Annotated in this window: 21 protein-coding genes; 10 read left to right on the top strand and 11 right to left on the bottom strand. The window is 66.8% G+C overall.

Annotation, left to right across the window (positions count from 1 at the left end):
- Positions 1 to 10 precede the first annotated feature (10 nt).
- Positions 11 to 967, bottom strand: a complete 957-nt coding sequence (locus KHO18_RS12055; RefSeq protein WP_144199894.1) for a tripartite tricarboxylate transporter substrate-binding protein — start codon at positions 965 to 967, stop codon at positions 11 to 13.
- Positions 968 to 1,016: 49 nt separating this feature from the next.
- Positions 1,017 to 2,159: a TauD/TfdA family dioxygenase gene (locus KHO18_RS12050; protein ID WP_211943262.1), complete on the bottom strand. Its 1,143-nt coding sequence runs from the start codon at positions 2,157 to 2,159 to the stop codon at positions 1,017 to 1,019.
- A 144-nt stretch (positions 2,160 to 2,303) separates the two neighbouring features.
- Here KHO18_RS12050 and KHO18_RS12045 point away from each other — a divergent pair, with 144 nt between their 5' ends.
- Entirely contained in the window at positions 2,304 to 3,182 is an 879-nt protein-coding gene (locus KHO18_RS12045; RefSeq protein ID WP_211943261.1) for a LysR family transcriptional regulator, read from the top strand.
- On the opposite strand, the gene KHO18_RS12040 is transcribed toward KHO18_RS12045, so the two are convergent.
- From KHO18_RS12040 to KHO18_RS12025, 4 genes are all read right to left on the bottom strand, one after another.
- Entirely contained in the window at positions 3,179 to 3,532 is a 354-nt protein-coding gene (locus tag KHO18_RS12040) for a DUF1428 domain-containing protein (protein ID WP_144199900.1), read from the bottom strand. The genes KHO18_RS12045 and KHO18_RS12040 overlap by 4 nt on opposite strands.
- A gap of 68 nt (positions 3,533 to 3,600) precedes the next feature.
- The gene (locus KHO18_RS12035) at positions 3,601 to 5,535 is read right to left on the bottom strand and encodes a hybrid sensor histidine kinase/response regulator (protein ID WP_144199902.1); all 1,935 of its coding nucleotides are present in this window, start codon (positions 5,533 to 5,535) and stop codon (positions 3,601 to 3,603) included.
- Between the two features lie 108 nt (positions 5,536 to 5,643).
- Positions 5,644 to 7,887, bottom strand: a complete 2,244-nt coding sequence (locus KHO18_RS12030; RefSeq protein WP_144199904.1) for an NADP-dependent isocitrate dehydrogenase — start codon at positions 7,885 to 7,887, stop codon at positions 5,644 to 5,646.
- Positions 7,888 to 8,112: 225 nt separating this feature from the next.
- Entirely contained in the window at positions 8,113 to 8,997 is an 885-nt protein-coding gene (locus KHO18_RS12025; protein WP_144199906.1) for a YihY/virulence factor BrkB family protein, read from the bottom strand.
- Positions 8,998 to 9,200: 203 nt separating this feature from the next.
- On the opposite strand from KHO18_RS12025, the gene KHO18_RS12020 reads away from it, so the two are divergent.
- Positions 9,201 to 9,833: a LysE family translocator gene (locus KHO18_RS12020; RefSeq protein ID WP_144199908.1), complete on the top strand. Its 633-nt coding sequence runs from the start codon at positions 9,201 to 9,203 to the stop codon at positions 9,831 to 9,833.
- A 6-nt stretch (positions 9,834 to 9,839) separates the two neighbouring features.
- Here the strand turns inward: KHO18_RS12020 and KHO18_RS12015 are convergent, their stop codons facing one another.
- Positions 9,840 to 10,868 (bottom strand): FUSC family protein, encoded by a 1,029-nt coding sequence (locus KHO18_RS12015; RefSeq protein ID WP_144199910.1) that lies wholly within the window; start codon positions 10,866 to 10,868, stop codon positions 9,840 to 9,842.
- A 172-nt stretch (positions 10,869 to 11,040) separates the two neighbouring features.
- Between KHO18_RS12015 and KHO18_RS12010 the strand changes: the two genes are divergently transcribed.
- The 3 genes from KHO18_RS12010 to KHO18_RS12000 all read left to right on the top strand — a co-directional run bounded on the left by KHO18_RS12010 (position 11,041) and on the right by KHO18_RS12000 (position 19,246).
- Positions 11,041 to 14,097 (top strand): type VI secretion system Vgr family protein, encoded by a 3,057-nt coding sequence (locus KHO18_RS12010; protein ID WP_244844728.1) that lies wholly within the window; start codon positions 11,041 to 11,043, stop codon positions 14,095 to 14,097.
- A gap of 109 nt (positions 14,098 to 14,206) precedes the next feature.
- Positions 14,207 to 18,862 carry an RHS repeat-associated core domain-containing protein gene (locus KHO18_RS12005; protein ID WP_244844727.1) on the top strand — a complete coding sequence of 1,552 codons (4,656 nt, stop codon included), beginning with the start codon at positions 14,207 to 14,209 and terminating at the stop codon, positions 18,860 to 18,862.
- Positions 18,863 to 19,246: a hypothetical protein gene (locus KHO18_RS12000; protein WP_211943259.1), complete on the top strand. Its 384-nt coding sequence runs from the start codon at positions 18,863 to 18,865 to the stop codon at positions 19,244 to 19,246.
- A gap of 155 nt (positions 19,247 to 19,401) precedes the next feature.
- Here KHO18_RS12000 and KHO18_RS11995 read toward each other — a convergent pair whose 3' ends face one another.
- The 4 genes from KHO18_RS11995 to flgA form a co-directional block, all read right to left on the bottom strand.
- Positions 19,402 to 19,572: a hypothetical protein gene (locus KHO18_RS11995; RefSeq protein WP_177219943.1), complete on the bottom strand. Its 171-nt coding sequence runs from the start codon at positions 19,570 to 19,572 to the stop codon at positions 19,402 to 19,404.
- 172 nt (positions 19,573 to 19,744) lie between these two features.
- Positions 19,745 to 20,206, bottom strand: a complete 462-nt coding sequence (locus KHO18_RS11990; RefSeq protein ID WP_211943258.1) for a flagella synthesis protein FlgN — start codon at positions 20,204 to 20,206, stop codon at positions 19,745 to 19,747.
- 9 nt (positions 20,207 to 20,215) lie between these two features.
- A complete protein-coding gene (gene flgM / locus KHO18_RS11985; RefSeq protein WP_149138701.1) occupies positions 20,216 to 20,533 on the bottom strand; it encodes a flagellar biosynthesis anti-sigma factor FlgM in 318 nt (105 codons plus the stop codon).
- 181 nt (positions 20,534 to 20,714) lie between these two features.
- Positions 20,715 to 21,452: a flagellar basal body P-ring formation chaperone FlgA gene (flgA, locus tag KHO18_RS11980; protein WP_149138702.1), complete on the bottom strand. Its 738-nt coding sequence runs from the start codon at positions 21,450 to 21,452 to the stop codon at positions 20,715 to 20,717.
- 289 nt (positions 21,453 to 21,741) lie between these two features.
- On the opposite strand from flgA, the gene flgB reads away from it, so the two are divergent.
- The 5 genes from flgB (at position 21,742) to flgF (ending at position 25,350) form a co-directional block, all read left to right on the top strand.
- Positions 21,742 to 22,149, top strand: a complete 408-nt coding sequence (flgB, locus tag KHO18_RS11975) for a flagellar basal body rod protein FlgB (RefSeq protein ID WP_144199926.1) — start codon at positions 21,742 to 21,744, stop codon at positions 22,147 to 22,149.
- Between the two features lie 12 nt (positions 22,150 to 22,161).
- Positions 22,162 to 22,569: a flagellar basal body rod protein FlgC gene (gene flgC / locus KHO18_RS11970; protein WP_092295836.1), complete on the top strand. Its 408-nt coding sequence runs from the start codon at positions 22,162 to 22,164 to the stop codon at positions 22,567 to 22,569.
- 45 nt (positions 22,570 to 22,614) lie between these two features.
- Entirely contained in the window at positions 22,615 to 23,277 is a 663-nt protein-coding gene (gene flgD / locus KHO18_RS11965; protein ID WP_144199928.1) for a flagellar hook assembly protein FlgD, read from the top strand.
- A 74-nt stretch (positions 23,278 to 23,351) separates the two neighbouring features.
- Complete coding sequence (flgE, locus tag KHO18_RS11960) at positions 23,352 to 24,575, top strand: flagellar hook protein FlgE (RefSeq protein ID WP_144199930.1); 1,224 nt, start codon at positions 23,352 to 23,354, stop codon at positions 24,573 to 24,575.
- Positions 24,576 to 24,606: 31 nt separating this feature from the next.
- Positions 24,607 to 25,350 (top strand): flagellar basal-body rod protein FlgF, encoded by a 744-nt coding sequence (flgF, locus tag KHO18_RS11955; RefSeq protein ID WP_144199933.1) that lies wholly within the window; start codon positions 24,607 to 24,609, stop codon positions 25,348 to 25,350.
- Positions 25,351 to 25,375: the final 25 nt, after the last annotated feature.

Genomic DNA, 25,375 nt, shown 5'->3' with positions numbered 1-25,375 from the left:
ATCTGCTGGCTCACGCCACGCGTGTGTGCGTGACGGCCACCACCTTCGCCCATCGCGCCATTTCCGCCTGCAGGAACTGCGCGAACTGGGCGGCGCTGTTCCCCACCGGTACCAGACCTTCCCCCTGCAAGCGCTTGCGCATGGCCGGCGCCGCCACGGCAGCGCGGACTGCCGTCTCCAGCTCCCGCACCAGATCCGGCGGCATGCCGGCCGGGCCGAGCAGCCCATACCACGAGCTGTAGTCGAAGCCCGGCACGAGATCGGCAATCGGGGCGAGGTCCGGGAACGCCGGCAGCCGCTGCGGGCTGCTTACGCCGAGCCCCTTGAGCTTGCCGGCCGCCAGCAGCGGCTGCACCGTGGCCACGTTGCCGAGCAGCAGGTCGGCCTGGCTGCCCACCACATCGGCCACGGCCGGGCCGGCGCCCTTGTACGGCACGCTGACGATGTCGATGCCAGCCTCGTGCTTGAGCATCTCTCCCGCCAGATGGTTGGCGCTGCCCACGCCAGCCACGGCGATGCTCAGCTTGCCCGGCTTGGCCTTCGCCAGCGCCACCAGCTCGCGCAGGTTGGTGACGCCAAGGTCCGGGCGCGACACCAGGATCAGCGGCGAACTGGCGATCAGCGAGATCGGCGTGAAGTCCTTGATGGCGTCGAACGGCTTCTTCTCGAACAGCGCCGGATTGATGGCGTGGCTGGTGTAGCTCAGCAGCAGCGTGCCGCCATCGGGGTCCGCCTTGGCCACGGCAATGGCCGCGATATTGCCGGCCGCGCCGCCCCGGTTCTCGACGATAAAGGGATGCCTGAGCCGCTGCTCCAGCTCCGCCGAGAGCGAGCGCGCGACGATGTCGGTACCGCCGCCCGGCGTGGCGCCGACGAGGACTTTCGTGACGGCCGGCGCCGCGCGCGCCAGACCCGGGGGCAGGATCAGCGCCGCCGACAGCAGCGCGAGGAAATCGCGTCGTTCCATGGTTGTCTCCGTTTTTATCTTTGTATTTTTTGTGGGGCGATGCTGGCGCCTAGGCCGTGGCGGGCCGGGTGGCCGGCGCCCATGGCATCAGCGGCATGCCCAGCGCGGCGGCCTGGCGGCGCTCGTAGGCGTCAAACGCGGCGCTGCGCGCGCTGCCGCGCAGGCCACCGCGCACCGCGCCCGCGCGGACGTCGGTGAAGTAGTCGGCCCACTCATCGGGCAGCGGCTGGGCCCCCGGCACGGCCAGCCAGAGCCGCAGCAGGTGGCGCTTGCGGTCGAACTCCTCGTAGTCCTCGAAGTTCGTGCGCGAATGCACGGTGACGTAGTTGTTCAGCAGTTGCAGGTCGCCCTGCTCCAGCTGCATCGAGAAGCACAGGCTCGGGTCGGTCAGCAGGGTGTCCAGTTCGTCAAGGGCGGCTTCCTGGGCCGGCGTCAGGCGCGGCACATCGTCGAAGTCGCGCTGGGCGGCCACCACGTTCTTGCGATTGGTGCGCATGGCGAACGCCCACGGATGGTTGCCGAGGATGGTGCAGGCATAGTGCGGCGGCTGGGAGGGGGCCTGCGCGCCCTGGTAGCTGTAGTGGAACGGGGTGTGGAGCACGGCTTCGAGGTCCGGGCGGCGGCGCAGCATGGCGTCCCGCAGGGCGATCGAGCTGACCACCTTGCTCGCGCCGCCGGTACGGGCGGCGCGGCGGCACAGCAGGCCCACCACGTCGCAGGAATCGGTGTGGAAGTCGAGGCCGGCGTTGGTGTTGTAGCCCCGGCCGTTCTTGCTCTTGTAGGCGGCGCCCACGTCGCGCACATCGTTCATGAAGTCGCTGGCGCGGTTCTGCGTGCGGGCCACGCCCATGTGCAGGCCCATGCCCCAGTAGGCGAGGCGGGTCTCGTCCTCGGTCCAGCGGTGCACGGGAAAGCCTTTGACCAGGCACATGCCCCAGCGGCCCTGCGTGGTGTCGATGGCGCGGGCCAGCGCGTCACGCGCGGCGGCATCGAGCGGGAAGTCATCGGCGGTCATCTCCAGCAGCGGCTTGTCCAGCGCGCTGGCGTGGTGCAGGGCGGCGTCGAAGCTGGCGATCTCGGCGGCGGAGAGGCGCTGGATCCAGGAGGTGTCGCGGTCGGCATCGGCGGCCAGCCACGCGGTGGGGCGATAGGGGGGGTGATCTGGGTGATCAGTAGGGTGATCGGCAGTCATGGGGGCGGTGTCTCGGAGTCTTATGGAAGGGACGTCGGATGCGGGCGCCGGCGGAGCGCCTTGCATGACGTCGTGCAGCCAGTCTAAGCTTCCGCACAGCTAAGAAAAAGTGACGTTCCTTGACGTCGCTGATAAGGAAAACTGATGAAGCTGGAGACCTTCGCCACCCTTGCCGCCGTGATCGAGGAGGGCTCGTTCGCGGCGGCTGCCGCCACGATGCACCTCACGCCGAGCGCGGTCAGCATGCAGATGAAGCAGCTGGAGCAGTACGTCGGCCAGCCCCTGTTCGACCGTTCCGGCCTGCAGGTGCGGCCCACAGCCGTAGCGCACGAGGTGGCCGCCGCCATGGAGGGCGGGCTGCGCTACCTCCATGCGCTGCGGCGCCGGGTGTCCGTGGCCGTGGAGGGCTCGGTCCGGCTCGGGGTGATCGAGTCGATCCAGCCGGTGCTGCTGCCGGGCACGCTGCGCCACCTGCGCGACCACTATCCCAAGCTGCGCGTGCGGCCGGTACGCGGGCGCAGCGCCGGGCTGCTGGATCTGGTCAAGGCGGGGCAGCTCGATGCGGCGGTGGTGGCCCGGCCCGAAGCCGGCCGCGTGGCGAGCCTGCGCTGGCATCCTGTGGGCACGCGGGAGATGGTGCTGATCGCCCCGCCGGACGTGGGGGAGGCCAGCGCAGCCGATCTGCTCGCCCGCTACGACTGGATCCGCTACGACCGCGCCACCGTCACCGGCGCCATGGCGGCGCGGTACGTGCACGGGGTGATGCCGGAGAAACGCAGTGCGATGGAGTTCGACAGCGTGATCGCCATCGTCGCCATGGTCAGCGCGGGGCTGGGCGTCTCCGTGGTGCAGCTGATGGACCCGACGGTCTGCGACCGCTATCCCGTGCGGCGCGTGCGGCTGGGGGCCGACGCGCCGACGCTGCAGATCTCGCTGGTGTCGCGCAAGGCCGACGAGGACAGCCGGGTGCTGCAGGCGCTCACCGAGGCCGTGGAGCGCACTTTGCTACCCGGCATCCACTAGGCATCCACGATGACCTCGAAGCCGCCGAAGATCATGCGCTGGCCGTCGAACGGCATCGGGTCCATGCCCTCCTTGAGCCGTTCGTCCGCCATCGCGGCGGCCATGCCCTTGTCGCGCGCCTCGCGCGAGGGCCACAGGATCCACGAAAACACCACCGTCTCGTCGTCCTTGCGCTGGACGGCCATGGTGAACGAGGTGACCTTGCCTTCCGGCACATCGTCGCCCCAGCATTCCACCACTTTCAGCGCGCCGTGTTCCTTGAACACGGTAGACGCCTTCTGCGCCACTTGCCGGTAGGTTTCCCGATTGGCCGTCTTCACGGCCAGCACGAATCCGTCGATGTATGCCATGGCACTCGCTCCGCTGGGTCCTGGGCTTATCACCATAGACCATCGGCGTAACGTGTGACGAATGGGGCCTATTTGGGCGATGCAGCGCCGCCGCAGCCGGCAAGGAGCGCCAGCAGGGCGTCCAGCCCCACCGGCTTCACGAGGTGGGCGTCGAAGCCATGCGCGCGGGTGCGGTCGCGGTCGGCGGCCTGGCCCCAGCCGGTCAGCGCCACCAGCGTCACCGGTCGATCGGGCCAGGTCTGGCGGATGCGGGTGGCCACCTCGTAGCCATCCATTGAAGGCATGCCGAGGTCCAGCAGCACCACGTCCGGCCACCATTGGGCGAGGGACTCCAGCGCGCTCGCGCCATCGTAGGCCACCGTCGCGGTCGCGCCGTACATGTCCAGCAGCATCGCCACGCTGTCGGCGGCGTCGCGGTTGTCATCCACTACCAGCACGCGCACCGGGTTGGGCAGGGAGCCGGGTCGGCTTTTCGCGTCGTCGGCCGCGGCGGGGGCGTCGCTGGCCGGCAGGGTGACGGTGAAGGTGCTGCCCAGCCCCGGGCCGGGGCTGGCGGCCTGGACGTCGCCGCCATGCATCTGCGCCAGCTTGCGCGCGGTGGCGAGCCCGATGCCGAGCCCGCCCTGCGAGCGCGGCGCGTTCTTGTCGAACTGGCCGAACAGCGCGAAGAGCCGCCCCAGATGCCCGGGCGGGATGCCGATGCCGGTGTCGGTCACGGCGGCGTGGATGCCGGCGGCATCGCGCCACGCGTGCACGTCGATGCGGCCGCCCGGATCGGTGTAGCGCACCGCGTTGGCCAGCAGGTTGCCGAGGATCTGCGCCAGCCGCACCGCGTCGCCGTGCACCGGCAGCGGGCCGTCGGCGGGCTGCAGCGTCAGCACGTGGCCCGCCTGGATGGCGGCGGGGCGGGCGGCTTCCACGGCATTGCGCAGCACGTCGGCGAAGTCGAGCGCTTCATGCTTCAGCTCGATCACGCCGCGCGTGATGCGCGAGACCTCCATCAGTTCGTCGATCAGCCGCATCATGTGCTCCACCTGGCGGTCGAGCATGGCCTGGAGGCGCGGCGCGTCCACCCGGGCGGCATCGGCGCGCTGGAGCTGGAGCGCGTTGTGGATGGTGGCCAGCGGGTTGCGCAGCTCGTGCGCCAGCGTGGCGAGGAATTCGTCCTTGCGCGCGTCGGCCTCGCGCAGGATGGCCTCGGCCTGCTTGCGCACGGTGATGTCGAGTGCCGTACCCAGCACGCTGGCCTGGTGCCGCCTGCGCCCCTCGCCCTCGAACTCGACCTGCCCGTTGGCCGCGTGCCAGTGCTCGCTGCCGTCGGGCCAGAGGATGCGGTAGTCCACCTCGAAGCCGCCGCCGCCGCTTTCGTCGGCCGTGGCGATGGCGGTTTCCACGGCCTGCAGCAGCCGGGGCCGGTCATCGGGGTGCACGCGTTGCAGGGTCTCGGCCAGCGGCATGACTTCGGCCTCGCCGCCGCCGCGCAACTCGCGCATGCGCGCATCCATATAGACCAGCCCGGTTTCGGTGTCCTGCCGGAAGGTGCCGAGCCGGGCGATGGCCACGGCCAGCTGCGCCTGGGTTTCGGTCTTGCGCAGCGCCGCCTCGGCCTCGCGCCGGGCGGTGATGTCGCGGAACAGCACGCCGACCAGCGGGCGGACGCCATCGCCCACGCGGAAGGCGTGCACCTCGAACCAGCGGTCCAGCGCGCGCGCCTGCTCGACGAAGTGGCGCGGATGGCCGCGCAGCGCCACCTCGCCATAGATCTCGAACCAGTGGGCCTCGTGCCCGGGTGCGAGGTCGCGCATATTGCGGCCCTGCGCCTGATGCAGCCCGGTCTGGGCCTCGAACACGTGGTTGACCGTGACAAAGCGGTAGTCGATTGCCCGGTCGCCGTCGAAAATCACCTCGATGATGCAGAACGCCTGGTCGAGCGCGTCCGCCAGCGCGTGGAAGGCGGCGCTGTCGAGTCCGGCGGCGGCGAGGGAGTGCGGGGATTCCTGCACGATGTGGCTTGTGTGGTGGTCAATGCAAAACGGCCAGGTCCACGCGGTTGCGCGGGCCCGGCCGTTCTGGCGGTTCCGCCCCGGGTGCCGGGGCGGAGGGGGCGGTCATCAGCCCTTCACGGCCTCCAGGGCCGCGTTGAGCGTCTTGCTCGGGCGCATCACGGCATCCAGCTTGTCGAAGTCAGGCATGTAGTAGCCGCCGATGTCGGCCGGCTTGCCCTGCACGTCCGACAGCTCGCCGACAATGGTCTTCTCGTTGTCGGTCAGCGTCTTGGCCAGCGGTGCGAAGGTCTTGGCCAGTTCGGCGTCGTCCTTCTGCGCGGCCAGCTCCTGGGCCCAGTACATGGCCAGGTAGAACTGGCTGCCGCGGTTGTCGAGCTGGCCGGTCTTTGGCGACGGGCTCTTGTTGTTGTCGAGCAGCTTGCCCGTGGCGGCGTCCAGCGTCTTGGCCAGCACCTTGGCGCGGACGTTGCCGGACTTGATGCCCAGCTCTTCCAGCGACACGGCCAGGGCCAGGAACTCGCCCAGCGAATCCCAGCGCAGGTGGTTCTCTTCCACCAGCTGGGCCACGTGCTTCGGTGCCGAACCGCCGGCGCCGGTCTCGTACAGGCCGCCACCAGCCATCAGCGGCACGATCGACAGCATCTTGGCGCTGGTGCCCAGTTCCATGATCGGGAACAGGTCGGTCAGGTAGTCGCGCAGGATGTTGCCGGTCACCGAGATGGTGTCCAGGCCGCGGATCACGCGTTCCAGCGTGTAGCGCATGGCGCGCACCTGCGACATGATCTGGATGTCCAGGCCGTTGGTGTCGTAGTCCTTCAGGTAGGTTTCCACCTTCTTGATCAGCTCGGCCTCGTGCGGACGGTACGGGTCCAGCCAGAACACGGCCGGCGTGCCCGAGTTGCGGGCGCGCGTCACGGCCAGCTTCACCCAGTCACGGATCGGGGCGTCCTTGACCTGGCACATGCGCCAGATATCGCCCTGCTCGACCTTCTGCGTCAGCGCCGACAGCACTTCATTGGTGGCGTTGTCGACGATGCGGGCCTCGCCGTCTTCCGGAATCTCGAACGTCTTGTCATGCGAGCCGTACTCTTCGGCCTTCTGGGCCATCAGGCCGACGTTCGGCACCGTGCCCATCGTCACCGGGTCGAAGGCGCCGTTGGTCTTGCAGAAGTTGATGATTTCCTGGTAGATCCGGGCGAAGGTCGATTCCGGGATCAGGCACTTGGTGTCCTTGGTGCGGCCGTCGGCGCCCCACATCTTGCCGCCGATACGGATCATGGCCGGCATCGAGGCATCGACGATCACGTCGTTCGGTGCGTGCAGGTTCGAGATGCCCTTGGCCGAGTCCACCATCGCCAGTTCCGGGCGATGCTCGTGGCAGGCGTGCATGTCGCGGATGACTTCTTCGCGCTTCGACTCCGGCAGCGCCTCGATCTTGGTGTACAGGTCCACCAGGCCGTTGTTCACGTTCACGCCCAGTTCGTCGAACAGCTTCTGGTGCTTGGCGAAGGCGTCCTTGTAGAAGACCTTCACGGCGTGGCCGAACACGATCGGGTGCGACACCTTCATCATGGTTGCCTTCACGTGCAGGCTCAGCATGACGCCGGTCTTGCGCGCGTCTTCCATCTGTTCTTCGTAGAAGGCCAGCAGGGCCTTCTTGCTCATGAACATGCTGTCGATGACTTCGCCGTCCAGCAGGGCCACCTTCGGCTTCAGGACAATGGTCTTGCCGCTCTTGGTGACCAGTTCCATGCGCACTTCACGGGCGCGGTCCAGCGTGATCGACTTTTCGCCGTGGTAGAAGTCGCCATGCTTCATGTGCGCCACGTGGGTGCGCGAAGCCATGCTCCACTCGCCCATGCTGTGCGGGTGCTTGCGGGCGAAGTTCTTCACGGCGGCCGGCGCGCGGCGGTCGGAGTTGCCTTCGCGCAGCACGGGGTTCACGGCGCTGCCCAGGCACTTGGAGTAGCGCTTCTGGATGGCCTTTTCCTCGTCGTTCTTCGGATCTTCCGGGTAGTCGGGGATCTTGTAGCCCTTCGACTGGAGTTCCTTGATGGCGCTGACCAGCTGGAACAGCGAGGCGCTGATGTTCGGCAGCTTGATGATGTTGGTATCCGGCAGCAGCGTCAGGCGGCCCAGTTCGGCCAGGTTGTCCGGCACGCGCTGGTCTTCGGTCAGGAATTCGGGGAATTCGCCCAGGATGCGGGCCGCCACCGAGATGTCGCTGGTTTCGACGTTCACGCCAGCCGGGGCGGCGAACGTGCGGATGATGGGCAGGAAGGCACTGGTCGCCAGCAGCGGAGCTTCGTCGGTCAGGGTGTAGATGATGGTTGGCTGCTGGGTACTCATTGCTTATCTCGCATCAAGAATCAGGTTGGAAAATGCCCCGGGTGGGTCACAGCCGGGGGCAAGACCCGAATTTTGCCTTATTTTTGGTGTCGGGAGGGGCGAACCATTGCGGTTTTTGCGCGGATGTATGCAAAGGCATTCAGATGTCGAAGTTGTTTGTGTCATCCATCATGCCGACAAATCCGGCAATTGTCGGTTATCTACCGCCAAATGGCCGATTGGCGGCTAGGTGTGGAAGCCTTGCGGCGCCGGGTCGGCGCCGGAGCGCTCCACGGCGGCGATGACCTGCGCGCCGAACAGCAGCAGCGTGGCGGCGATCTCCAGGCTCAGCAGCACCACGATGGCCGTGGTCAGGGAGCCGTACACCCGCCCCACCTGGGACAGCGTGGCGAAATACCAGACCAGCACGTGGCGGGACACCTCCCAGAGCACGCAGGCGAACACCGCCCCCACCAGTGCATGGCGCACCGAGAGCCGGCCTACCGGCATGACGAGGTAGATCGAGGTCAGCAGCAGGATCTCGCCAGCCAGCCCGAGCAGGTAGAGCAGGGTGCCGGACAGGCGGTCCAGCGACCAGTCATGGCCGAGCACCTCCAGGTGCCGCTCGCCGATGGTCTGGAGCCCGCCCGCCACCAGTGTCACCACCAGCAGCCCCACGCTGAGCACGAGGATGTAGCAATAGGGCAGGATGGCCGAGACCAGGAAATGGCGCCGCCGGATGGCCACGCGATGGATGAAGATGACCGACATGGCGTTCTCGAGCACGGTGAAGGCCAGCGAACTGAAGAAGATCATCGTCACCAGCAGCACCCAGCCGAGGGCGGGGTGCTCCATGAAGCGCGCCAGTTCTGCCACCAGCGCGCGTGACTGCCCCGGGAGCAGCCATTCCAGGTAGCGCGCCAGCGTATCGAGCAGCCGGGCCGGGTCGATCACGTGCGACAGGCCAATCAGCATCAGGATCAGCAACGGCACGATCGACAGCAGCGCGTAGTACGCCACCGCCCCGGCCAGCAGCAGGCCCTGGTTGGCGCGGAATTCCCGGAGCGTGGTCAGGATGAAGCGGCCGGGGTGTTGAAGGACGTGCCGGATGCGGGTGTCGAGGATGGGCATGGGAGGCAAGGAGGCGTCACAGACCAATGTGGCCCCAATGTGGCCCATCAGCGGTGCCCCGGCAAGGCGAGTTTGTCCGACACGGCGGCCGGTGCTGTACAGATGCGGCCGAAAGCCATGCGCATCTGTATCCACTCGACGAGGGCACCCGTTCCTATAATGGCCCGATCCCCCGAAGTCGCCCTTTTTGAAGGAAATCCGACATGCTCGACTGGCACGACCTGGCCTTCTTTGCCCTGGCCGCCCTTGTCCTGGTGCTGACCCCGGGGCCCAACATGATCTATTGCGTGTCCCGCGCGCTGTGCCAGGGCCGGGCGGCTGGGCTGGTCTCGCTGGCGGGCGTGCTGCTCGGGTTTGTGGTCCACCTGATGGCCGCCGCGCTGGGGCTGACCGCGCTACTGATGGCGGTGCCGTTCGCCTTCGATGCCATCCGGCTGGCCGGCGCGGCCTATCTGCTCTGGCTGGCCTGGCAGGCGGTGCGCCCCGGCGGCGCGGCGCCGTTCCAGGCCCGCGTGCTGCCGGCCGATCCGCCGCGCAAGCTGTTCAGCATGGGCTTTGTCACCAATCTGCTGAATCCCAAGGTGGCGATGTTCTACCTGTCGTTCTTCCCGCAGTTCCTGCATCCCGAGCAGGGCTCCGTGCTGTGGCAGAGCCTGCAACTGGGCGCGGTGCAGATCGGCGTCAGCGGTGCGGTGAACTTCCTGCTGGTGATGGGGGCGTCCGGGATTACCGCGTTCCTGTCGCGCAGCGAGCGATGGCTGCGCGCGCAGCGCTATGTGATGGGAACGGTACTCGGCGCGCTGGCCATGCGCATCGCGCTGACGGACCGGAAGTAACCCGGCTCAGCGCGTGGCGTAGGGAAAGTGATGCTGCGCCGCCATCTGGGACAGATGGTCGCGCAGATGGCCCAGCTCGGCCGACAGCTGCAGGGTCAGGAACGCAAACGAACTATGGCCGATGGACGGATCGTCCGGGTGCGGCGCTGGCAGGGTGATGTTCTGGCGGACCATGGTCTCGTCGCCGGCTTCCAGCGCGCTGGCCATCTCCAGCAGCAGGTCGCGGATGCAGTGCTCCTCTCCGCAGGCATCCATGCTCTCGGGCGGAATCGTCGCCAGCATCTCCAGCGCGCTGATGCACACCCGCGCGCAGTGCTGGACTTCCTCCAGATCCGCCGGCGGCGTGCCGGTTTCCTTCGCCACCGAGGGGATCAGGCTGCGCAGCTGCACCAGCGGCGGGCCCAGCTTCATCATGGCCTGCTGGCGCTCGCTCTCATCCGCAAAACCCCGTTCGATCTTGGCGTGGACGGCCGCGCAGGCGCGTAGCAGCCCGGCGAGCTTGAAACGCCACGAATACGACGCATAGGCCGGCAGCGCGAACGAGAAGACCAGCGCGATGGCCGTGCCGATCATGACATCGACGGTGCGCCAGAGCGCGTCATAGACGTTCTGGTCGCCGTGGCCGGCCGTGATGACCACCGTAATGCCGGCCAGCAGCGCGATATATCCCCCCTTGCCGACCGCATGGTAGGCCGCATACCCGCACGCCACGGCGATCAGCAGGTAGGTCAGCAGCGGAATACGGAAGTAGCTTTCCTGGAGGATCAGGAACAGGCCAACGAAGGCGCCGATCAGCGTGCCCACCCCGCGCTCGGCGGCGCGGCGGCGGATATTGCCGTGATGCTGGAGCCCGCCAATGACCACGAGCACCGTGATCGACGCCCATTCGCCATGCGGCACGTTGATGCCGGTGGTCAGCGCGATGGACACCAGCAGGGCCAGCGCCACGCGCGTGGCGTGGAAGATGCGGGCCTGGCGGAATCGGCGATCGGGGTCGAACAGCGCGCTTGTTGTATTTCGCAGGGCCTCGAGCATGGGGGCGATCACCTTCAGGGGGGGCCGGGACGCTTGTAGTGTATAGAGCCCGGCGCACGATCCGCAACATGGGCCGCCGGTTCCTTAACACCGCACGCTCCTGGCTGCCATCTCGAGTCATGCAGATCTCATTGAAGTATATCTAAGCGCACTTTCGAAGTTGTCATATTCGATGATGCGGGCCTTTCGCCGCATTGTGCTTGCTGCGCCGTGCGGCAAGCCGGCGCATACCGCCGTCCAGCCTTCATCCTGTATCGACCGCTCCGATATGCGCGAGCCATCGCCGCTGCCGTCCCGTACCGTCTCTGTCCGCTGCGCCGGTCTGCCCACGCTGATGGGTACACCGGCGCTGGTGTTTTCGCGGCTGTCCGGCACGGAGCGGCTGTGCGAGCTGTTCGAATACGAAGTGGAACTGAAAACCCCCGACGCGCGGCACGCGCCGTCCGGCCCGGCGGCGAACCTCGACACGCACGCGCTGCGCGGCCAGGAACTGACGGTTGCGATTGAACTCGACGGCAGCGGCGCCGGGCCATCTGGCCGCATCGGCGCGGGCACGCGGGAGATCACGGGGCTGATTACCGGCGTGCGCGGCCCGATCCCGCAGGGTCGGCAGATCGCTTACTGCCTGACGCTGCGCCCGTGGCTCTGGCTGGCCACGCTGACGACGGACTACCGCGTCTTTCAGCAACAAACCGTGGTCGAGATCCTCGACGCGCTGCTCTGCGCCTACGCCTTCCCCGTGGAATGGCGCGTCGACGCGGCGCGCTATCCCAGCCGTGAATACCAGGTGCAGTACGGCGAGAGCGACTTCGATTTTTTCCAGCGCCTGACCCAGGAATGGGGCATCTCCTGGCACATCGCGCACAGCGACGGCAAGCACCGGCTGGTGCTGACCGATGCCAACAGTGCGTTCGCGCCGTACAGCAGCGCCGCCTACCACACCATTCGCTGGCAGCGCAGCGCGGACCGCATCGACGAGGAATGCCTGCACGCGTTCGTGCTGCACGACCGCCTCGTGTCCGGCCAATGGGCCAGTTCCGACTACGATTTCGTCAAGCCAGGCGCGGATCTCGCGGTGCGCTCGGCGGCGCCACTCGACACCGCGCATGCCGAGGCAGAGGTCTATGAATATCCAGGCGATCATGGCCAGCCCGCCACCGACAACGACCCGTGGCGTGAAGGCGGCCATGTCGCCGGGCTGCGGATGGAGGCCCTCCGCCAGCACGGCAGCCGGGCGAGCGGACGGGGCCACGTGCGCGCCATGGTGCCAGGGTGCACGTTCAAGCTGAGCCATTTCGTCCAGGACAGGGCAAATCGCGAGTACCTGATCCTCGGCGCCGATCTGGAGATCGAGGATGTGCCCGAAGCGTCGGGCATCGGCCAGCAGTGGCGTTGCGAGGTCGCCTTCACGGCGCAGCCGACGAACGTGCTGTTCCGGCCCGAGCGGACGCAGCCCAAGCCGCGCGCCAGTGGCCCGCAGACCGCCACGGTGGTAGGGCCGGAGGGCGAGGAGACGTGGACTGACGCGTATGGGCGCATCCGTATCCAGATGCATTGGGACCGGATCGGCCAGCGCAACGCCAACAGCTCATGCTGGGTGCGGGTGTCTTCGGCGTGGCAGGGCAATCGCTTCGGGGCGGTGCACGTGCCGCGCATCGGCCAGGAGGTGGTGGTCGAGCACCTGAATGGCGATCCCGATTGTCCCATCGTCACCGGCCGCGTACCGAACCGCCTCAATATGCCGCAGTGGCCCCTGCCGGCGCAGCACGCGCTGTCCGGCTTTGTCAGCAAGGAATTGCATGGCGAGCGCGCCAACGCCTTTGTCCAGGACGATACCCAGGGAGAAATCCAGACCCAGTTGCAGAGCGACCATCAGACCTCATGGCTTGGCCTCGGCTTCTTGACGCGCGTGCTGCACGGCGCCGGGCGCAAGGACAAGCGGGGCGAGGGTTTCGAGCTGCGCACGGACGGCCAGGGCGTAGTGCGCGCCCACGGCATGCTGCTGACCACCGAGCGACGTGCCAACGCCAGCGCGCATCACAAGGACCTGGGCGAGACCGTGGAGCGGCTGGCGGTGGCCCGTGCACAGCAGGAAACGCTGGCCGCGCTGGCGCAGCAGCACGCGGCGCAGGACGCGGCCGACCAGGCCGAAGTGGCCAGCGCCATCCAGCAGCAGAACGACGACATCCACGGCACAGGGGTCGCCAACGCGGATGCCGGCAGCTTTCCCGAACTGGCCGCGCCGCACCTTGTGCTTGCCAGCCCGGCCGGCATCGAGGCCACCACGGCGCGCTCCACGCATCTTGCTTCGGGCGAGCATCTGGCGCTCACCAGCGGCGGGCATACCAGCCTGGCCGTGGGCAAGCGGCTGCTGGCCAGCGCGAGCCGGGGCGTGCGGATCTTTATCCAGAGCATGGGGTGGCGGCTGGTGGCGGCCGGCGGCGACATCGACCTGCGCGCGCTGCGCGACAGCATCAACCTGCTGGCCCGGATCGGGATCACGGCCACCGCCGACCGGATCACGCTGTCGGCCCGGCAGCAGCTCGTCATCAGCGGCGGCGGCAGCAGTACCACTTATGACGCGGGCGGCATCACGCATCGCACCGGCGCCGCGTATGTCATTCGCACCGCCAGCTATGCCCTGATCACGGCACAGCGCGGTGCCGCGGCGTTCCCGCCGCCGCGCAAGCCCGGGCAAGGCAATCTCGAACTGTTCAACCACTACGCCAACCGCACCGGCATCGGTGGGGAGTTCCGCGTGGAGGACGCGTTGGGCAAGGCCGTGACCGGCCGCTTGAACGCCAAGGGCTTCGCGGCCGTCGGCGGGCTTGCACCGGGCCCTGCCACGGTGCGCTTTGGCAAGGACCCCGCCGATACCTGGGTCGAGGCCAGTCATGTCGGCCAGCCGACATGGTCGCCGCGCGCGGCAGGGCAGGCGGGCGCCAGCGCGATGGCCGACAGCGCCGCCGGGTTTGTCGCCGGGCAGGTGCTCGCTGCCGCCAGCCGGGCCAGCGAGACCAGCCAGGCACTGCAGATCGCGCAACAGCTCACCACGGCGGTCAAGGGCCTTCCCGATGGGCTTGCGGCATTCGGCCTGTCCGGCGCCCAGGCGCTGCTGGGCCAGGCGATGCCGATCGCGATGCCGACGTCGATGGCGGTGCCGGCGTTGGCCAAGGCCGTATCGCATCCCGCCCGGCCTTCGATGACCACGCCGGGATTTGTCTCCTGATTCCCGCCGAAACCCTCCATCGCCATCACGCCCAGCCATGTCCCAACCGACGCCTTCACCTGCTCCGCGCCCGCCCGAGACAGTAGTGGCCCCGCTCAATACCATCGCCGTGGAGGATGTGGGCCGGGGTGCCGCGCAGGTCGATGCGTGGCTGCGGCAGGCCAGTGGCGGGCTGGTGACGCTGGCGCGCATCCAGGCCGTGGCCGGCGGCTTGCCCGTGGTGGGCAACATCATGGCACTGGTCGATGCGCTCAACGACATCTTCGCGCTGATGCGCAGCCGCTCGCGCGATGTGTTCGACTGGGCCAGCCTGGGGATTAACCTGATCGGCGTCCTGCCGTTGCCACCGGGCATGGCAGCGGCACGCATGAGCCTGCGGCCCACGCTCGCGCTGGTTCGTCAGGAACTGCGCCACGCCGCCACGGCTGCTCTCGGAGATGGGTTGATCGAGGTGCTGGTCGGGCATTTGAACGCCACCATCATCGGCGAGCTTGACGATTTTGTGCAGCAGGCGCAGGCGAAGCTGGGCAGCATCCTGGAAGATGCCGGCGCCCTGGGCGAGAGGCTGCTGGGCGAGATTGCCGGCGGGATGGAAGCCGTCGCGCTGGGCCGGCTCGACGCCGCCGGCAACGCGCGGTCGGCCCGCACGCAAGCCGGCGTTGCGGCGGAGCAGTTGCTGAACGATCCCCGGGCGGCCATCGGCAATATCTTTGGTGCGGTGTGGGATGCCCACAAGGCGTCGGGCAAGGCGGTGGCCAACACGGCGGTGCGGCTCGCGATGCCCGAGAAGATGCGGCAGCAGGTGGCCGCCAGCGCGGGCGCCCTGCGCGAGATGGGCCCGACACTGCGGGCGCAACTGGCGAAGTTGGCCGACCCGCAAGCCACGCACAGCCTCGGCTGGCTGCTGGCGATACTCAGCCAGGCGGTGGCGCGATGGCGCCAGAAGCGGCGCGCCGGCCAGAGCGCCAATGTCCATCCGAAGTACACCAGCGAGGCACGGCAACGCGCGCAGGATGGCGAACTGGGCGCCATCGGCCGTCAGGCGCCAGCACGGGGCAGCCCCGGCTGCCGAAACTGCCCGGCACCCTCCGGCAGCCGGCGCAGCATCAGCTTCGCCACCGGCGACGAGACGCTGTCGCACACCGATTTCATCCTGCCGGGACAGTTGCCGCTTGCCTGGACGCGTACCTACCGCTCGAGCCTCGCCGCCTACGACACCGGTGTATTGAACCCATGCGGCGCGCGCTGGATCACCCCGTACACCACCCGCTTCGATCAGGTGTCCAAGGGCGTGGTGTATCACGCCGGCGATGGCCGCAGCCATGCATATCCGCTCCCCGAGATTGGCAAGTTCCACCACGATCCGATCGAGAACATCACGCTTGTGCGGGTGTCGGAGAACGCGCTGACGCTCGCCCGGGGTTTCGAAGCTGAGGAGACCTACCGCCGCCACGGGCAGCGTTTCCGCCTGACCGGCATCAAGCTGCGCAGCGGCGCGGGCGTGGCGCTGCACTATGACCATCGCGTTCACGGCGACACCGTGCTGTCGGATGTGATCGCCTATCAAGGTACGGCGACGATGGCCCACATCGGCGTCCGCCCCGACGCGGCCGGGCGCATTGCCGAACTGTGGCAGATCGCCGACGGCCAGCTTGTGCGGCAGCTCTCGCGCTATACCTACGACGGCGCGGGCGATCTCGTGATGGCGCAGGACGAGAACGCCGCCCACTGGGACTACACCTACCGGCATCACCTGCTCACGCGCTACACGGACCGCACCGGACGCGGCACGAACCTGCAGTGGCACGGCGACGGCCCCAATGCCCGGGCGGTGCGCGAATGGGCCGATGACGGCAGTTTCGACATCCGCCTGGCGTGGGACCCCGACATCCGCGTGACCTGCGTGACCGACGCGCTCGGCCACGAAACCTCGCATTACTACGACATCCTCGGCTACACCTATCGGATCCGGCATCCCGACGGACGATCCGAATGGTTCTTCCGCGACGACGCCAAGAATGTTGTGCGGCATGTGCGTACGGACGGTGCCGTGGACAGGTTCGCCTACGATGGGCGCGGCAACCTGCTCGAGCACCTGCGCCCGGACGGCAGCGCGGTGCACTACGCCTGGGACGACGGCGACCAACTCATCGGCATCCGGGATGCCGAGGGCGGGCTGTGGCAGCGCCGCCATGACGACCGGGGCAACCTGATCGAGGAGACGGATCCGCTCGGACACAAGACCGAATACGCCTACAACCAGGCAGGCCTGCTGGTGGAGATCCTCGACGCCCGGGGCGGGAGGAAGCAATTGGCCTACACCGCCTCGGGGCAGCTCGCCAGCTACACCGATTGCTCGGCCAAGACCAGCACCTGGCAGTACGGCGCACGCGGCGAGCTGGTGACATTCACGAATGCGGCAGGCGAGGCGACCCAGTACCAGTACGAGGCCGGGCAACTGGCCAGCGTCAGCCACCCCGATGGGCGCGCGGAATACTTCGAGCGCGACGCTGAAGGCCGGCTGCTGGCGTACACCGATGCGCTGCACCGGCGTACCACCTGGCACTACAGCGAGGCCGGCCTGATAGCAGGGCGCACCGATGCGGCGGGCCGCACGCTCGGCTACCAGTGGGACAAGCTCGGGCGGCTCATTGCGCTCGTCAACGAGAACGACGCGAGGACCGAGTTCCACTACGACCCAGTGGGGCGTTTGCTGGAGGAAACCGGCTTCGACGGCAGGACCACGCGCCACTTCCATGAGCCGGCCACGGGCAGGCTGGCACGGAGCGTCGATGCCGGGCAACTGCAAACCACCTACGCCTTCGATGCAGCCGGTCGCCTGATCCGCCGCGAGGCGGGCCAGCTGGATCGACAAGGCCAGGTCAGGCACAGCCAGGCCGAGACGTTCGCCTATGACGGCGACGGCCGCATGATCCTGGCCGAGAACGCGGACAGCCGCCTGCAATGGTTCCACGACGCCGCGGGCAATGTGGTGCGCGAACATCAGCACTACCGGTGCCTGGAGCAGCCGCTGGTGGCGGTCTGGCGGCACGAGTTAGACGCGCTGCACCAGCGCATCGCCACGATCCGTCCGGACGGACACCGCGTGGCCGCGCTGACTTACGGCGCGGGGCACGTGCACGGCGTGATGCTGGATGACCGCGAACTGGTCCATCTGGAGCGCGACGACCTGCACCGGGAGGTGCTTCGCACGCAGGGCAACCGGCTCGCCCATGCGCAGGCCTACGATCCGGCGGGGCGCCTGGTGGAACAGACGCTATCCCACATCGAGGGCGCCCGGGCGGGCCATCGCTTGCTGCACCGCCAGTACCAGTACGACGCGGTCGGGCAGCTATCGGGTATCCGCGACATGCGGCGCGGCACGCTGCGATATCGCTATGACCCAGTGGGCCGGCTGCTCGCTGCGCACAGCGCACTGGGCAGCGAAACGTTCGCCTTCGACCCGGCCGGCAACCTGCTCGACGATCCCGATACGCGCTTGTATGAGGCTACTCCGGCACATGGACGACGGGCCACCGATAGTCGCCTGACCGGCCGCCCGAGGCTGGTGGACAACCTGCTCCGGCAATACGCCGGCACCCAATATCAATGGGACGAACGCGGCAACCTCATCGGACGTCTGGACCATGGCGTGGCGGCCTCCTTCACGTGGGATGCTTTCAATCGGCTGGCCGGCTATCGCCAAGCGGACCTGTCAGTGCAGTACATCTACGACGCGCTGGGGCGTAGGCTCGTCAAGTCGTCCTCCGCCCAGGGCGTCACGCTCTATGGCTGGGACGGCGACCAACTGGCGTGGGAAAGCCGGCCGGACCGCAGCACGCACTATCTGTACGAGCCCGGCAGCTTCATACCGCTGGCCCAGGCTGTGCGCCATGACGCCATCGCCCTGCATCGCCAGCCCGACTACGCGGGCGACTACGACATCGATGAGGATCCGCTGTGGACCGAGGACATCGCCCCCCGGCCGTTCGACGCCATCGCGTGGTACCAGTGCGACCACCTCGGCACACCCCAGGAGTTGACCGACGAGACCGGCGAGATTGCATGGTCTGCGCAGTACAAGGCCTGGGGCGCCGCGCGCGAGGTCATCTCCGAAGCGGCGCGCAAGGCAGGCATTGCCAACCCACTGCGCTTCCAGGGCCAGTATTACGACGAGGAAACCGGGCTCCATTACAACCGGCACCGGTACTATGATCCGGTAAGCGGGCGGTTTGTGAGCCGGGATCCGATTGGGCTTCGGGGAGGGCTGAACGGGTATGGGTATGCGCCCAATCCAGTGGAATATATTGATCCGCTGGGATTATCAGCTGATGAAAGTACGACGACTTTTTATCATGCAGGAAACATCAAGGGACCGATCGATCCGTCTGAAGGGCGTCGAAAGCTGGACTTCAATCCCGCAGGCAAAGGGGGATTTTATGTGACGACAGAGCGGGCACAAGCTGAGGATTGGATGCTTCGAAAAGCTAAGCCGACGATTACCGAATTCGTCGTTCCGAACTCAGATTTGGCGAGTCTTAATGTGAAGGTATTTAGTTCGGCGGATGCGGAGTGGGCCGACGTCGTGACACGTGGTCGCAACGGTACGCTTTCCCATGATTATGATGCCGTGAGTGGTCCAATGGTCGGCAATCCTAAAAAATTAAGTCGTGGCGTGCCGCCAAGCCCTAAGGGATGTCAAATGGCTATATTTTCAGCGAAAGCGGCTTTGATTTTCGATAAAGCAAAAAAGGGAGACTGCTAGGTGATAGAGGAAAGCAAAATCGTAGATGGTATCGTCATCGTTAACGACCGCGATCCCAGAGAGAGTGTTGTTTTTAACTTCCGTACCTGGGTGGCAATAATCCAGGCCATCATGGTGAAGTATGCGGGTAAGTCGGAGGAGGAAGCCAAGTCCCTTGTCCTGGACTCACCCTTAGTAGAGCACGCTCTAGATAGATATATGGCCATTGTCGTGCGTGCACACGAACTGGACTATCACTTTGCTATGCTACTGGCTCATGGTGAGCAGTATTGGCACAGGGGTATCGATTCGGACCCGCCGGGAGATTTTTGGAAGTGGGAGGAGCAGTACAGGCTTGATCACAACCTGGAAGCGGACGACTTTATCTTCAGTGATGAGCAGTGAAATTATCGAATCAGGCCTGGGTTGCAATGAGGACGGCTAAAACAAATCTGTGCGTTGACGCCATGGGTTCTGAGGAGCCGACGTCTCCAATCGCAACTGACGCGACATAGGGCCGAGCGCGCCTCAGGGACGCGCCAGCCTGGACGGACACATCCCTACGACGGATCCTTAGTCCGCGTCCGCGATACCGCCGACATCACTCCAATTCCCAGTACCACCAAGCAGGCAATACCGATATAAACCGGAGCCAACCCAGCGATGCTGAGGCCCCAGGCGATGCCGCCGACAAGCAGCATGAGCCCGATGAGATAGAGCGCGAAGGACATGAGTGACACCTCCCAGACAGAAAGTGGTGGCATCCGCGCGTGTCGTGCGGATGCGCCTGACTGTCAATGTAGGCAAGGTGCCTGCCGGCCGGGATCGGTCGATGACCTAGCCTTGCGTAGGCCGGTTCTGACTACCGCCGGATTGGGACCGGCGGTGTGATGCGTATGTAACTCAGCCGGCCGCCAGGCTCACGCCGCTTGCGGCGTTCTGCGCGCGGCCGTCGCGGCCATACATCTCGTTGGGGCCGGCGCCGCCCTGGCGCAGCACCTGGATGGCTTCCTGCGTGAATTCGAGGTGGGCGTTGACGATGGCGCCGTTCAACTCGTTGGCGTCCTTGGCCTTGCTGGCGAAGAACACCACCTTGCGCCACGCCTCAGCCACGGCCGCATCCACCAGCCCGCCCACAAGCAGGCCGCCCGGGCCCACGCGCAGGCCCAGCGCAATCATCTGCGCTTCGCGCGCCGCGGTGGCGCGCGTGAGGCCCTGAGCCAGTTCCATCTTCTGGTTGAGCAGCTCGCTCAACGCCTGGAAATCCTGGCGTTTGATGGTGTCGCGCTCCTCGGCGAGAGTGCGGCCAAATGCGGCGATGGCGTCAGCTTCGAGCTTCAGGGTCTGGATCAGGGCTTGGCTCATGTCAGGGAGTTATTGGCTTTCGCCTTGGCTCAACTCGCGCAGCGAAGCGAGCAAGCCGTCGGCGATCTTGCTGGGATCGATCTTGATCCTGCCTTCCGCGATGGCCTGGCGAATTTCCTCGACCTTCGCGGTATCGATGTCGTCGTCGGTCTCATTGACCAGACGCGAACCGATCTCACGCACTTGCGCGGTCAGCGGGCTGACGCGCACGCCGGTCAAGGCGCCGGAAGTCGCGGACGAGGCGGCACCGTTGGCGGCCGGACGGGCTGCGCTGTCGGTTGCCGCGGCATCGGCGGGCAGGGACGGAGTGGATTGGTTGATCTTCACGGTGAAATCCTTGCTGGGTTCCCTTGGCTTATCGGATGTTCCACCCGGAACTTTAGGGTTTTCGCATCCGGATCAGGGTGGGGCGGCATTCTCGCATGCGCCGCCTGCGCCTGCTCTTTCTTCCTGCTTCCGCGGGAATCCTGGCGACTACTTCGGGCTTCTTCCGTTAAAAATGTGACGATTACTGCTGCAGGACGACGGTGTCGCCGCTGCGCACGAGGCCGCTGACCACCTGTCCGTTGCGTAGCCGCACCTGCACCGAATTGCCGGTGGCGGCATCGGCGAGCACCTTGCCCTCGCTGGTGAGCTGGAACGAGTCACCTTCGACGGTCACGTTGACAGTCTGGCCGGATTTCACGGCAATCGACTTCTTGAGCAGATCAGTGCGCATGGGCGAACCGGCCGCGATGCGGTTGGCCGCCACGGCGCCGGCTACCTGTGCCGGATCCGTCACAACCGCGCGCGGTAGCGCGGCCAGATCGCCCTGGCGCACTTCGAGGTCGGCGGCGCTGATGGTCTCGCCGGGGGCCATTGCGCGGGCCGCTACATAGTAATCAGTCAGTACCGAGACCCGGGCCTGCACGTAGCGCGTCCAGGGCCGGTCGCCGCCGCAGCGCACACCCACCGCCACGCGGCCCCACGGGGCGGCGCCGGACGGCAGGAAGGGTTCGGGGTTCTGGCAATCGGGCGCGCGGCCGCCCGAGGGCGGCACCACCTGCACGCTGACCTTGCCCGGCAGGCCGGTGGCCTGGCGCAGCAGGAACTGTTCGACGACCACGCGCACGGGGTCGTCGGCAAACGGGGTGGCAGCCGACGGCATTGCCACCGGCGTGACCTGGGCGGGCGCGGCGACGGACGGCTGGGCCAGCGCGAAGCCGGCCAGCGCCATCAGCCCGGCGGCCTGGCGAGTGAGGTTCATAGGGGTCATCCCAGCAAGGATGGGGGGTGGCCGGCGCGGGCGGGCCCGCGCGATGCCGCCCCACGACATCGGCATACAACAACGAATCTGTGGGGCAATTGTAGGCAGCCTCGCGCGAAGGGTCGGCGCGAATTGCGCGGATTTCTCGGTCCTATTCGCACGATTGGCGTGACAGGGCGGCCCCTAAGATGGCAACCCTGAAGAAGCCCCGGACCGGCACGCGTATACGCATACCCAGGTCTACGGCAGTTTTCTCCCCGAAGTTGAAGCCAGAGCAGGAAAGGCAGACATGATCGACAGACTCGATGCGGCGTTGCGCTTCCAGCAGGAAGCCCTGAGCCTCCGGACCCAGCGGCAATCGGTGATTGCCTCGAACATCGCCCACGCGGACACGCCGGGCTACAAGGCACGCGATTTCGACTTCGCCAGCACCCTGGCGACGTCGGTGGAGCGCGGCCGCCAGAGCGAAGGCATGACGCTTTCCACCACGCAGAAGCGCCACCTGCCGGGCCAGGCGCCGACTTCGAGCAGCGCCGACCTCGACTACCGCATTCCGCTGCAGTCGAGCATGGACGGCAACACCGTGGAAATGGACACCGAGCGCGTGGCGTTCGCCGACAACACGGTGCACTTCGAAGCCGGCCTGACGGTCATGAGCAGCAAGATCAAGACGATGCTGTCGGCGATCCAGAGCTAACGAGGACCGACCATGCCCAGCATGAACATTTTCGACGTGGCCGGCTCTGCCATGGCCGCGCAGTCGCAGCGGATGAACGTGACGGCCTCCAACCTGGCCAACGCGGACAGCGCCGTGGCGCCGAACGGCCAGCCGTATCGCGCCAAGCAGGTGATTTTCGAGATGGCGCCCACGCCCGGCCAGTCCGACGTGGGCGGCGTGCAGGTGGCCGGCGTCATGGAAGACGCTGCCCCGGCCCGCATGGTGCACAACCCGTCGCACCCGCTGGCGGACGCCAACGGCTACGTGACGATGCCCAACGTGAACCCGGTGGAAGAGATGGTCAACATGATCTCGGCGTCGCGTTCGTACCAGGCCAACGTGGAGGTGCTCAACACCGCCAAGACCATGATGCTGAAGACGCTGACGATCGGTCAGTAACCCACAACCTTTCGAATCCTTCCAGGAACCGCCGGAACCGACACCATGACGACCACCTCTAACGTCAACAGCAACTCCGCCGTCAATGACGCGCTCAAGGGCGGCAGCTCCAGCGCGGCAGATCTTCAGAACAACTTCCTGAAGATGCTGGTGACGCAGATGAACAACCAGGACCCGCTCAACCCGATGGACAACGCCCAGCTCACCTCGCAGCTGGCGCAGATCAGCACGGTGAGCGGCCTGCAGACGATGAACGAAACCCTGACCGCGCTGCTCTCGCAGACCGCGGCCAGCCGCGCGATGGACTCCGCCAACCTGATCGGCAAGACCGTGATGGTGCCGGGCAACGCAATCACCGTGGCGGACGGCGTGGCCACCAAGATTGGCGTGGACGTGCCGTCCACGGCTGACTCGGTCACCGTGCAGGTGCTGGACAAGAACGGCAACGTGGTCCGCAACATCGACATGAAGGGCCAGACCGCCGGCGTGCACGACATCGCCTGGGACGGCAAGAACGACCAGGGCAACGCCGTGCCCAATGGCGAGTACACCTTCAAGGTGTCCGGCACGGCCGAGGGCAAGGACGTCAGCGCCATCGCGCTGGTCTACGGCAAGGTCCAGTCCATCAGCGGTGACAGCACCGGCGTGCTGGTCGAACTTGGCGACGGCAAGACCGCCAACGTCGACGACGTGCGCCGCATTTCCTGATCCACTTTTACGTATCACCCGGTCCGGCATACGCGCGGGCAATTCACGAACGACAGCCTTATTAGGGGAAAATCATGGGTTTTGGTCAAGGGGTAAGCGGCCTGAACGCCGCCGCGTCCAACCTGGACGTGATTGGCAACAACATCGCCAACGCCAACACGGTTGGCTTCAAGCAATCCACCGCGCAGTTCGCGGACGTGTACGCCGGTTCGAAGATCGGCCTGGGCACGCGCGTGAACGCCGTGGTGCAGTCGTTCACCAACGGCAACATCGCCTCGTCCGGTCGTAACCTGGACGTGGCCATCAGCAACGGCAACGGCTTCTTCCGCCTGACCAATACCGATGGCTCGGTGTTCTATTCGCGCAACGGCCAGATGAACCGCCTGGACGATGGCCGCCTGGTCAACGCCACGGGCCTGCAGGTCACGGGCTACCCGGCTGGCACCACCGCCGGCGGCGTGGCTCCGCAGCCGATCACCATCAGCAATGCACAGATGCCCCCGCGCGCCACGCAGACGGTGACGGCGCAGTTCCAGCTCGACTCGCGCAGCACCGTGCCGACCACGGCTTTCGCCAGCGCCCCGGGTGCGCTGCCGACGTCGGACATGTTCAACTACAGCACGGCGATCAGCGTCTATGACTCGCTGGGCAACAAGCAGCAGGTCACCGCGTACTTCGCCAAGTCGGCTGCCGCGCCGACCGTGCCGGGCGGTACCAACTGGAACATGTACCTGACCGATTCCGCGGGCAACACGCTGGCCGGCATGCCGGTATCGATGGCCTTCGACAGCAACGGCGTGATGCAATCGACCACGCCGGCGAACCCGACGCTCGCACTGCCGGCCGCCAACGGCGCCGCCGCGCTGACCGCCAACCTGAACCTGACCGGTTCCACGCAGTTCGGCTCGGACAACGATCCGAAGAAGATCGTGCAGGACGGCTACGCATCGGGCGCGCTGCTGGGCTTCTCGGTGCAGGAAGACGGCACGATCCTCGGTTCTTACTCGAACGAGAAGACGCTGTCGCTGGGCCAGATCGCCATGGCGACGTTCGGCAACGTGGAAGGCCTGAAGCCGGAAGGCGACAACGTGTGGTCCGCCACCGGTGCCTCGGGCCAGGAACTGCTCGGCACGGCCGGCGGCGCCATGGGCACGCTGAAGTCCAACGCCGTGGAAGAGTCCAACGTGGACCTGTCCGGCCAGCTGGTCAACCTGATCGTCGCGCAGCGTAACTATCAGGCCAACGCGCAGACCATCAAGGCGCAGGACACCGTCCTGCAGACCCTGGTGAACATCTGATCCACGCTGATCTCTCCGCCGGAACGCCGACATGGACCGCATGATTTACACCGCCCTCTCGGGCGCCAAGCAGATACTCGACCAGCAGGCCGCGGTATCGAACAACCTGGCCAATGCCTCCACGCCGGCGTTCCGCGCGCAGATCAACCTGTATCGCGCCGTGCCGGTAGTGGGGCAGGAGACGCAGACCCGCGCCTTCACGCTGGCCTCCACGCCGGGTGCCGACATGAAGGCCGGCCCGCTGACGTACACGGGCCGCGACCTCGACGTCGCCCTGCAGGGCAACGGCTGGCTGGCGGTGCAGATGCCCGACGGCTCCGAGGCATACACCCGCGCCGGCGCGATGCAAATTTCGGCCGACGGCCAGCTCCAGACCTCGGCCGGCCGGCCGGTGCTGGGCGACGGTGGCGCGATCGCGGTGCCGCCGGGCGCCACGGTATCCATCGGTACCGATGGCAGTGTGGTGGCACGTGGCCCGGGCGAGGCCGCCAACGGCCTGGCCCAGGTCGGCAAGCTGCGCGTGGTATCGCCGCCGCCCGAAGGGCTGGCACGCGGTGACGACGGCTACTTCCGCCTGCGTCCCGGCGTGAACGCGCTGGAGCAGGACCCCACGGTGCGTGTGATCTCCGGCGCGCTGGAGGGCAGTAACGTGAATCCGGTGGAGGCGATGGTCGACATGATCGCCAACGCGCGCCGCTTCGAGATGCAGATGAAGATGATTACCGGCGCCGATAGCAACGACCAGCGGGCCAACGCGCTGCTGTCCAACAACTGAAGCGCGCTGCGCTGACACAGAACTC

The organism is Cupriavidus campinensis, from assembly GCF_905397395.1.
GTDB classification, from domain to species: Bacteria; Pseudomonadota; Gammaproteobacteria; order Burkholderiales; family Burkholderiaceae; genus Cupriavidus; species Cupriavidus campinensis.
This window is presented reverse-complemented; position numbering and strand designations above follow the sequence as displayed.

Bases quoted from the DNA above. Each gene is read 5' to 3' on its own strand.
- KHO18_RS12055 (WP_144199894.1), bottom strand. From the start codon at position 967: ATGGAACGACGCGATTTCCTCGCGCTGCTGTCGGCGGCGCTGATCCTG.
- KHO18_RS12050 (WP_211943262.1), bottom strand. From the start codon at position 2,159: ATGACTGCCGATCACCCTACTGATCACCCAGATCACCCCCCCTATCGC.
- KHO18_RS12045 (WP_211943261.1), top strand. From the start codon at position 2,304: ATGAAGCTGGAGACCTTCGCCACCCTTGCCGCCGTGATCGAGGAGGGC.
- KHO18_RS12040 (WP_144199900.1), bottom strand. From the start codon at position 3,532: ATGGCATACATCGACGGATTCGTGCTGGCCGTGAAGACGGCCAATCGG.
- KHO18_RS12030 (WP_144199904.1), bottom strand. From the start codon at position 7,887: ATGAGTACCCAGCAGCCAACCATCATCTACACCCTGACCGACGAAGCT.
- KHO18_RS12025 (WP_144199906.1), bottom strand. From the start codon at position 8,997: ATGCCCATCCTCGACACCCGCATCCGGCACGTCCTTCAACACCCCGGC.
- KHO18_RS12020 (WP_144199908.1), top strand. From the start codon at position 9,201: ATGCTCGACTGGCACGACCTGGCCTTCTTTGCCCTGGCCGCCCTTGTC.
- KHO18_RS12015 (WP_144199910.1), bottom strand. From the start codon at position 10,868: ATGCTCGAGGCCCTGCGAAATACAACAAGCGCGCTGTTCGACCCCGAT.
- KHO18_RS12010 (WP_244844728.1), top strand. From the start codon at position 11,041: ATGATGCGGGCCTTTCGCCGCATTGTGCTTGCTGCGCCGTGCGGCAAG.
- KHO18_RS11995 (WP_177219943.1), bottom strand. From the start codon at position 19,572: ATGTCCTTCGCGCTCTATCTCATCGGGCTCATGCTGCTTGTCGGCGGC.
- KHO18_RS11990 (WP_211943258.1), bottom strand. From the start codon at position 20,206: ATGAGCCAAGCCCTGATCCAGACCCTGAAGCTCGAAGCTGACGCCATC.
- flgA (WP_149138702.1), bottom strand. From the start codon at position 21,452: ATGAACCTCACTCGCCAGGCCGCCGGGCTGATGGCGCTGGCCGGCTTC.
- flgB (WP_144199926.1), top strand. From the start codon at position 21,742: ATGATCGACAGACTCGATGCGGCGTTGCGCTTCCAGCAGGAAGCCCTG.
- flgC (WP_092295836.1), top strand. From the start codon at position 22,162: ATGCCCAGCATGAACATTTTCGACGTGGCCGGCTCTGCCATGGCCGCG.
- flgD (WP_144199928.1), top strand. From the start codon at position 22,615: ATGACGACCACCTCTAACGTCAACAGCAACTCCGCCGTCAATGACGCG.
- flgE (WP_144199930.1), top strand. From the start codon at position 23,352: ATGGGTTTTGGTCAAGGGGTAAGCGGCCTGAACGCCGCCGCGTCCAAC.
- flgF (WP_144199933.1), top strand. From the start codon at position 24,607: ATGGACCGCATGATTTACACCGCCCTCTCGGGCGCCAAGCAGATACTC.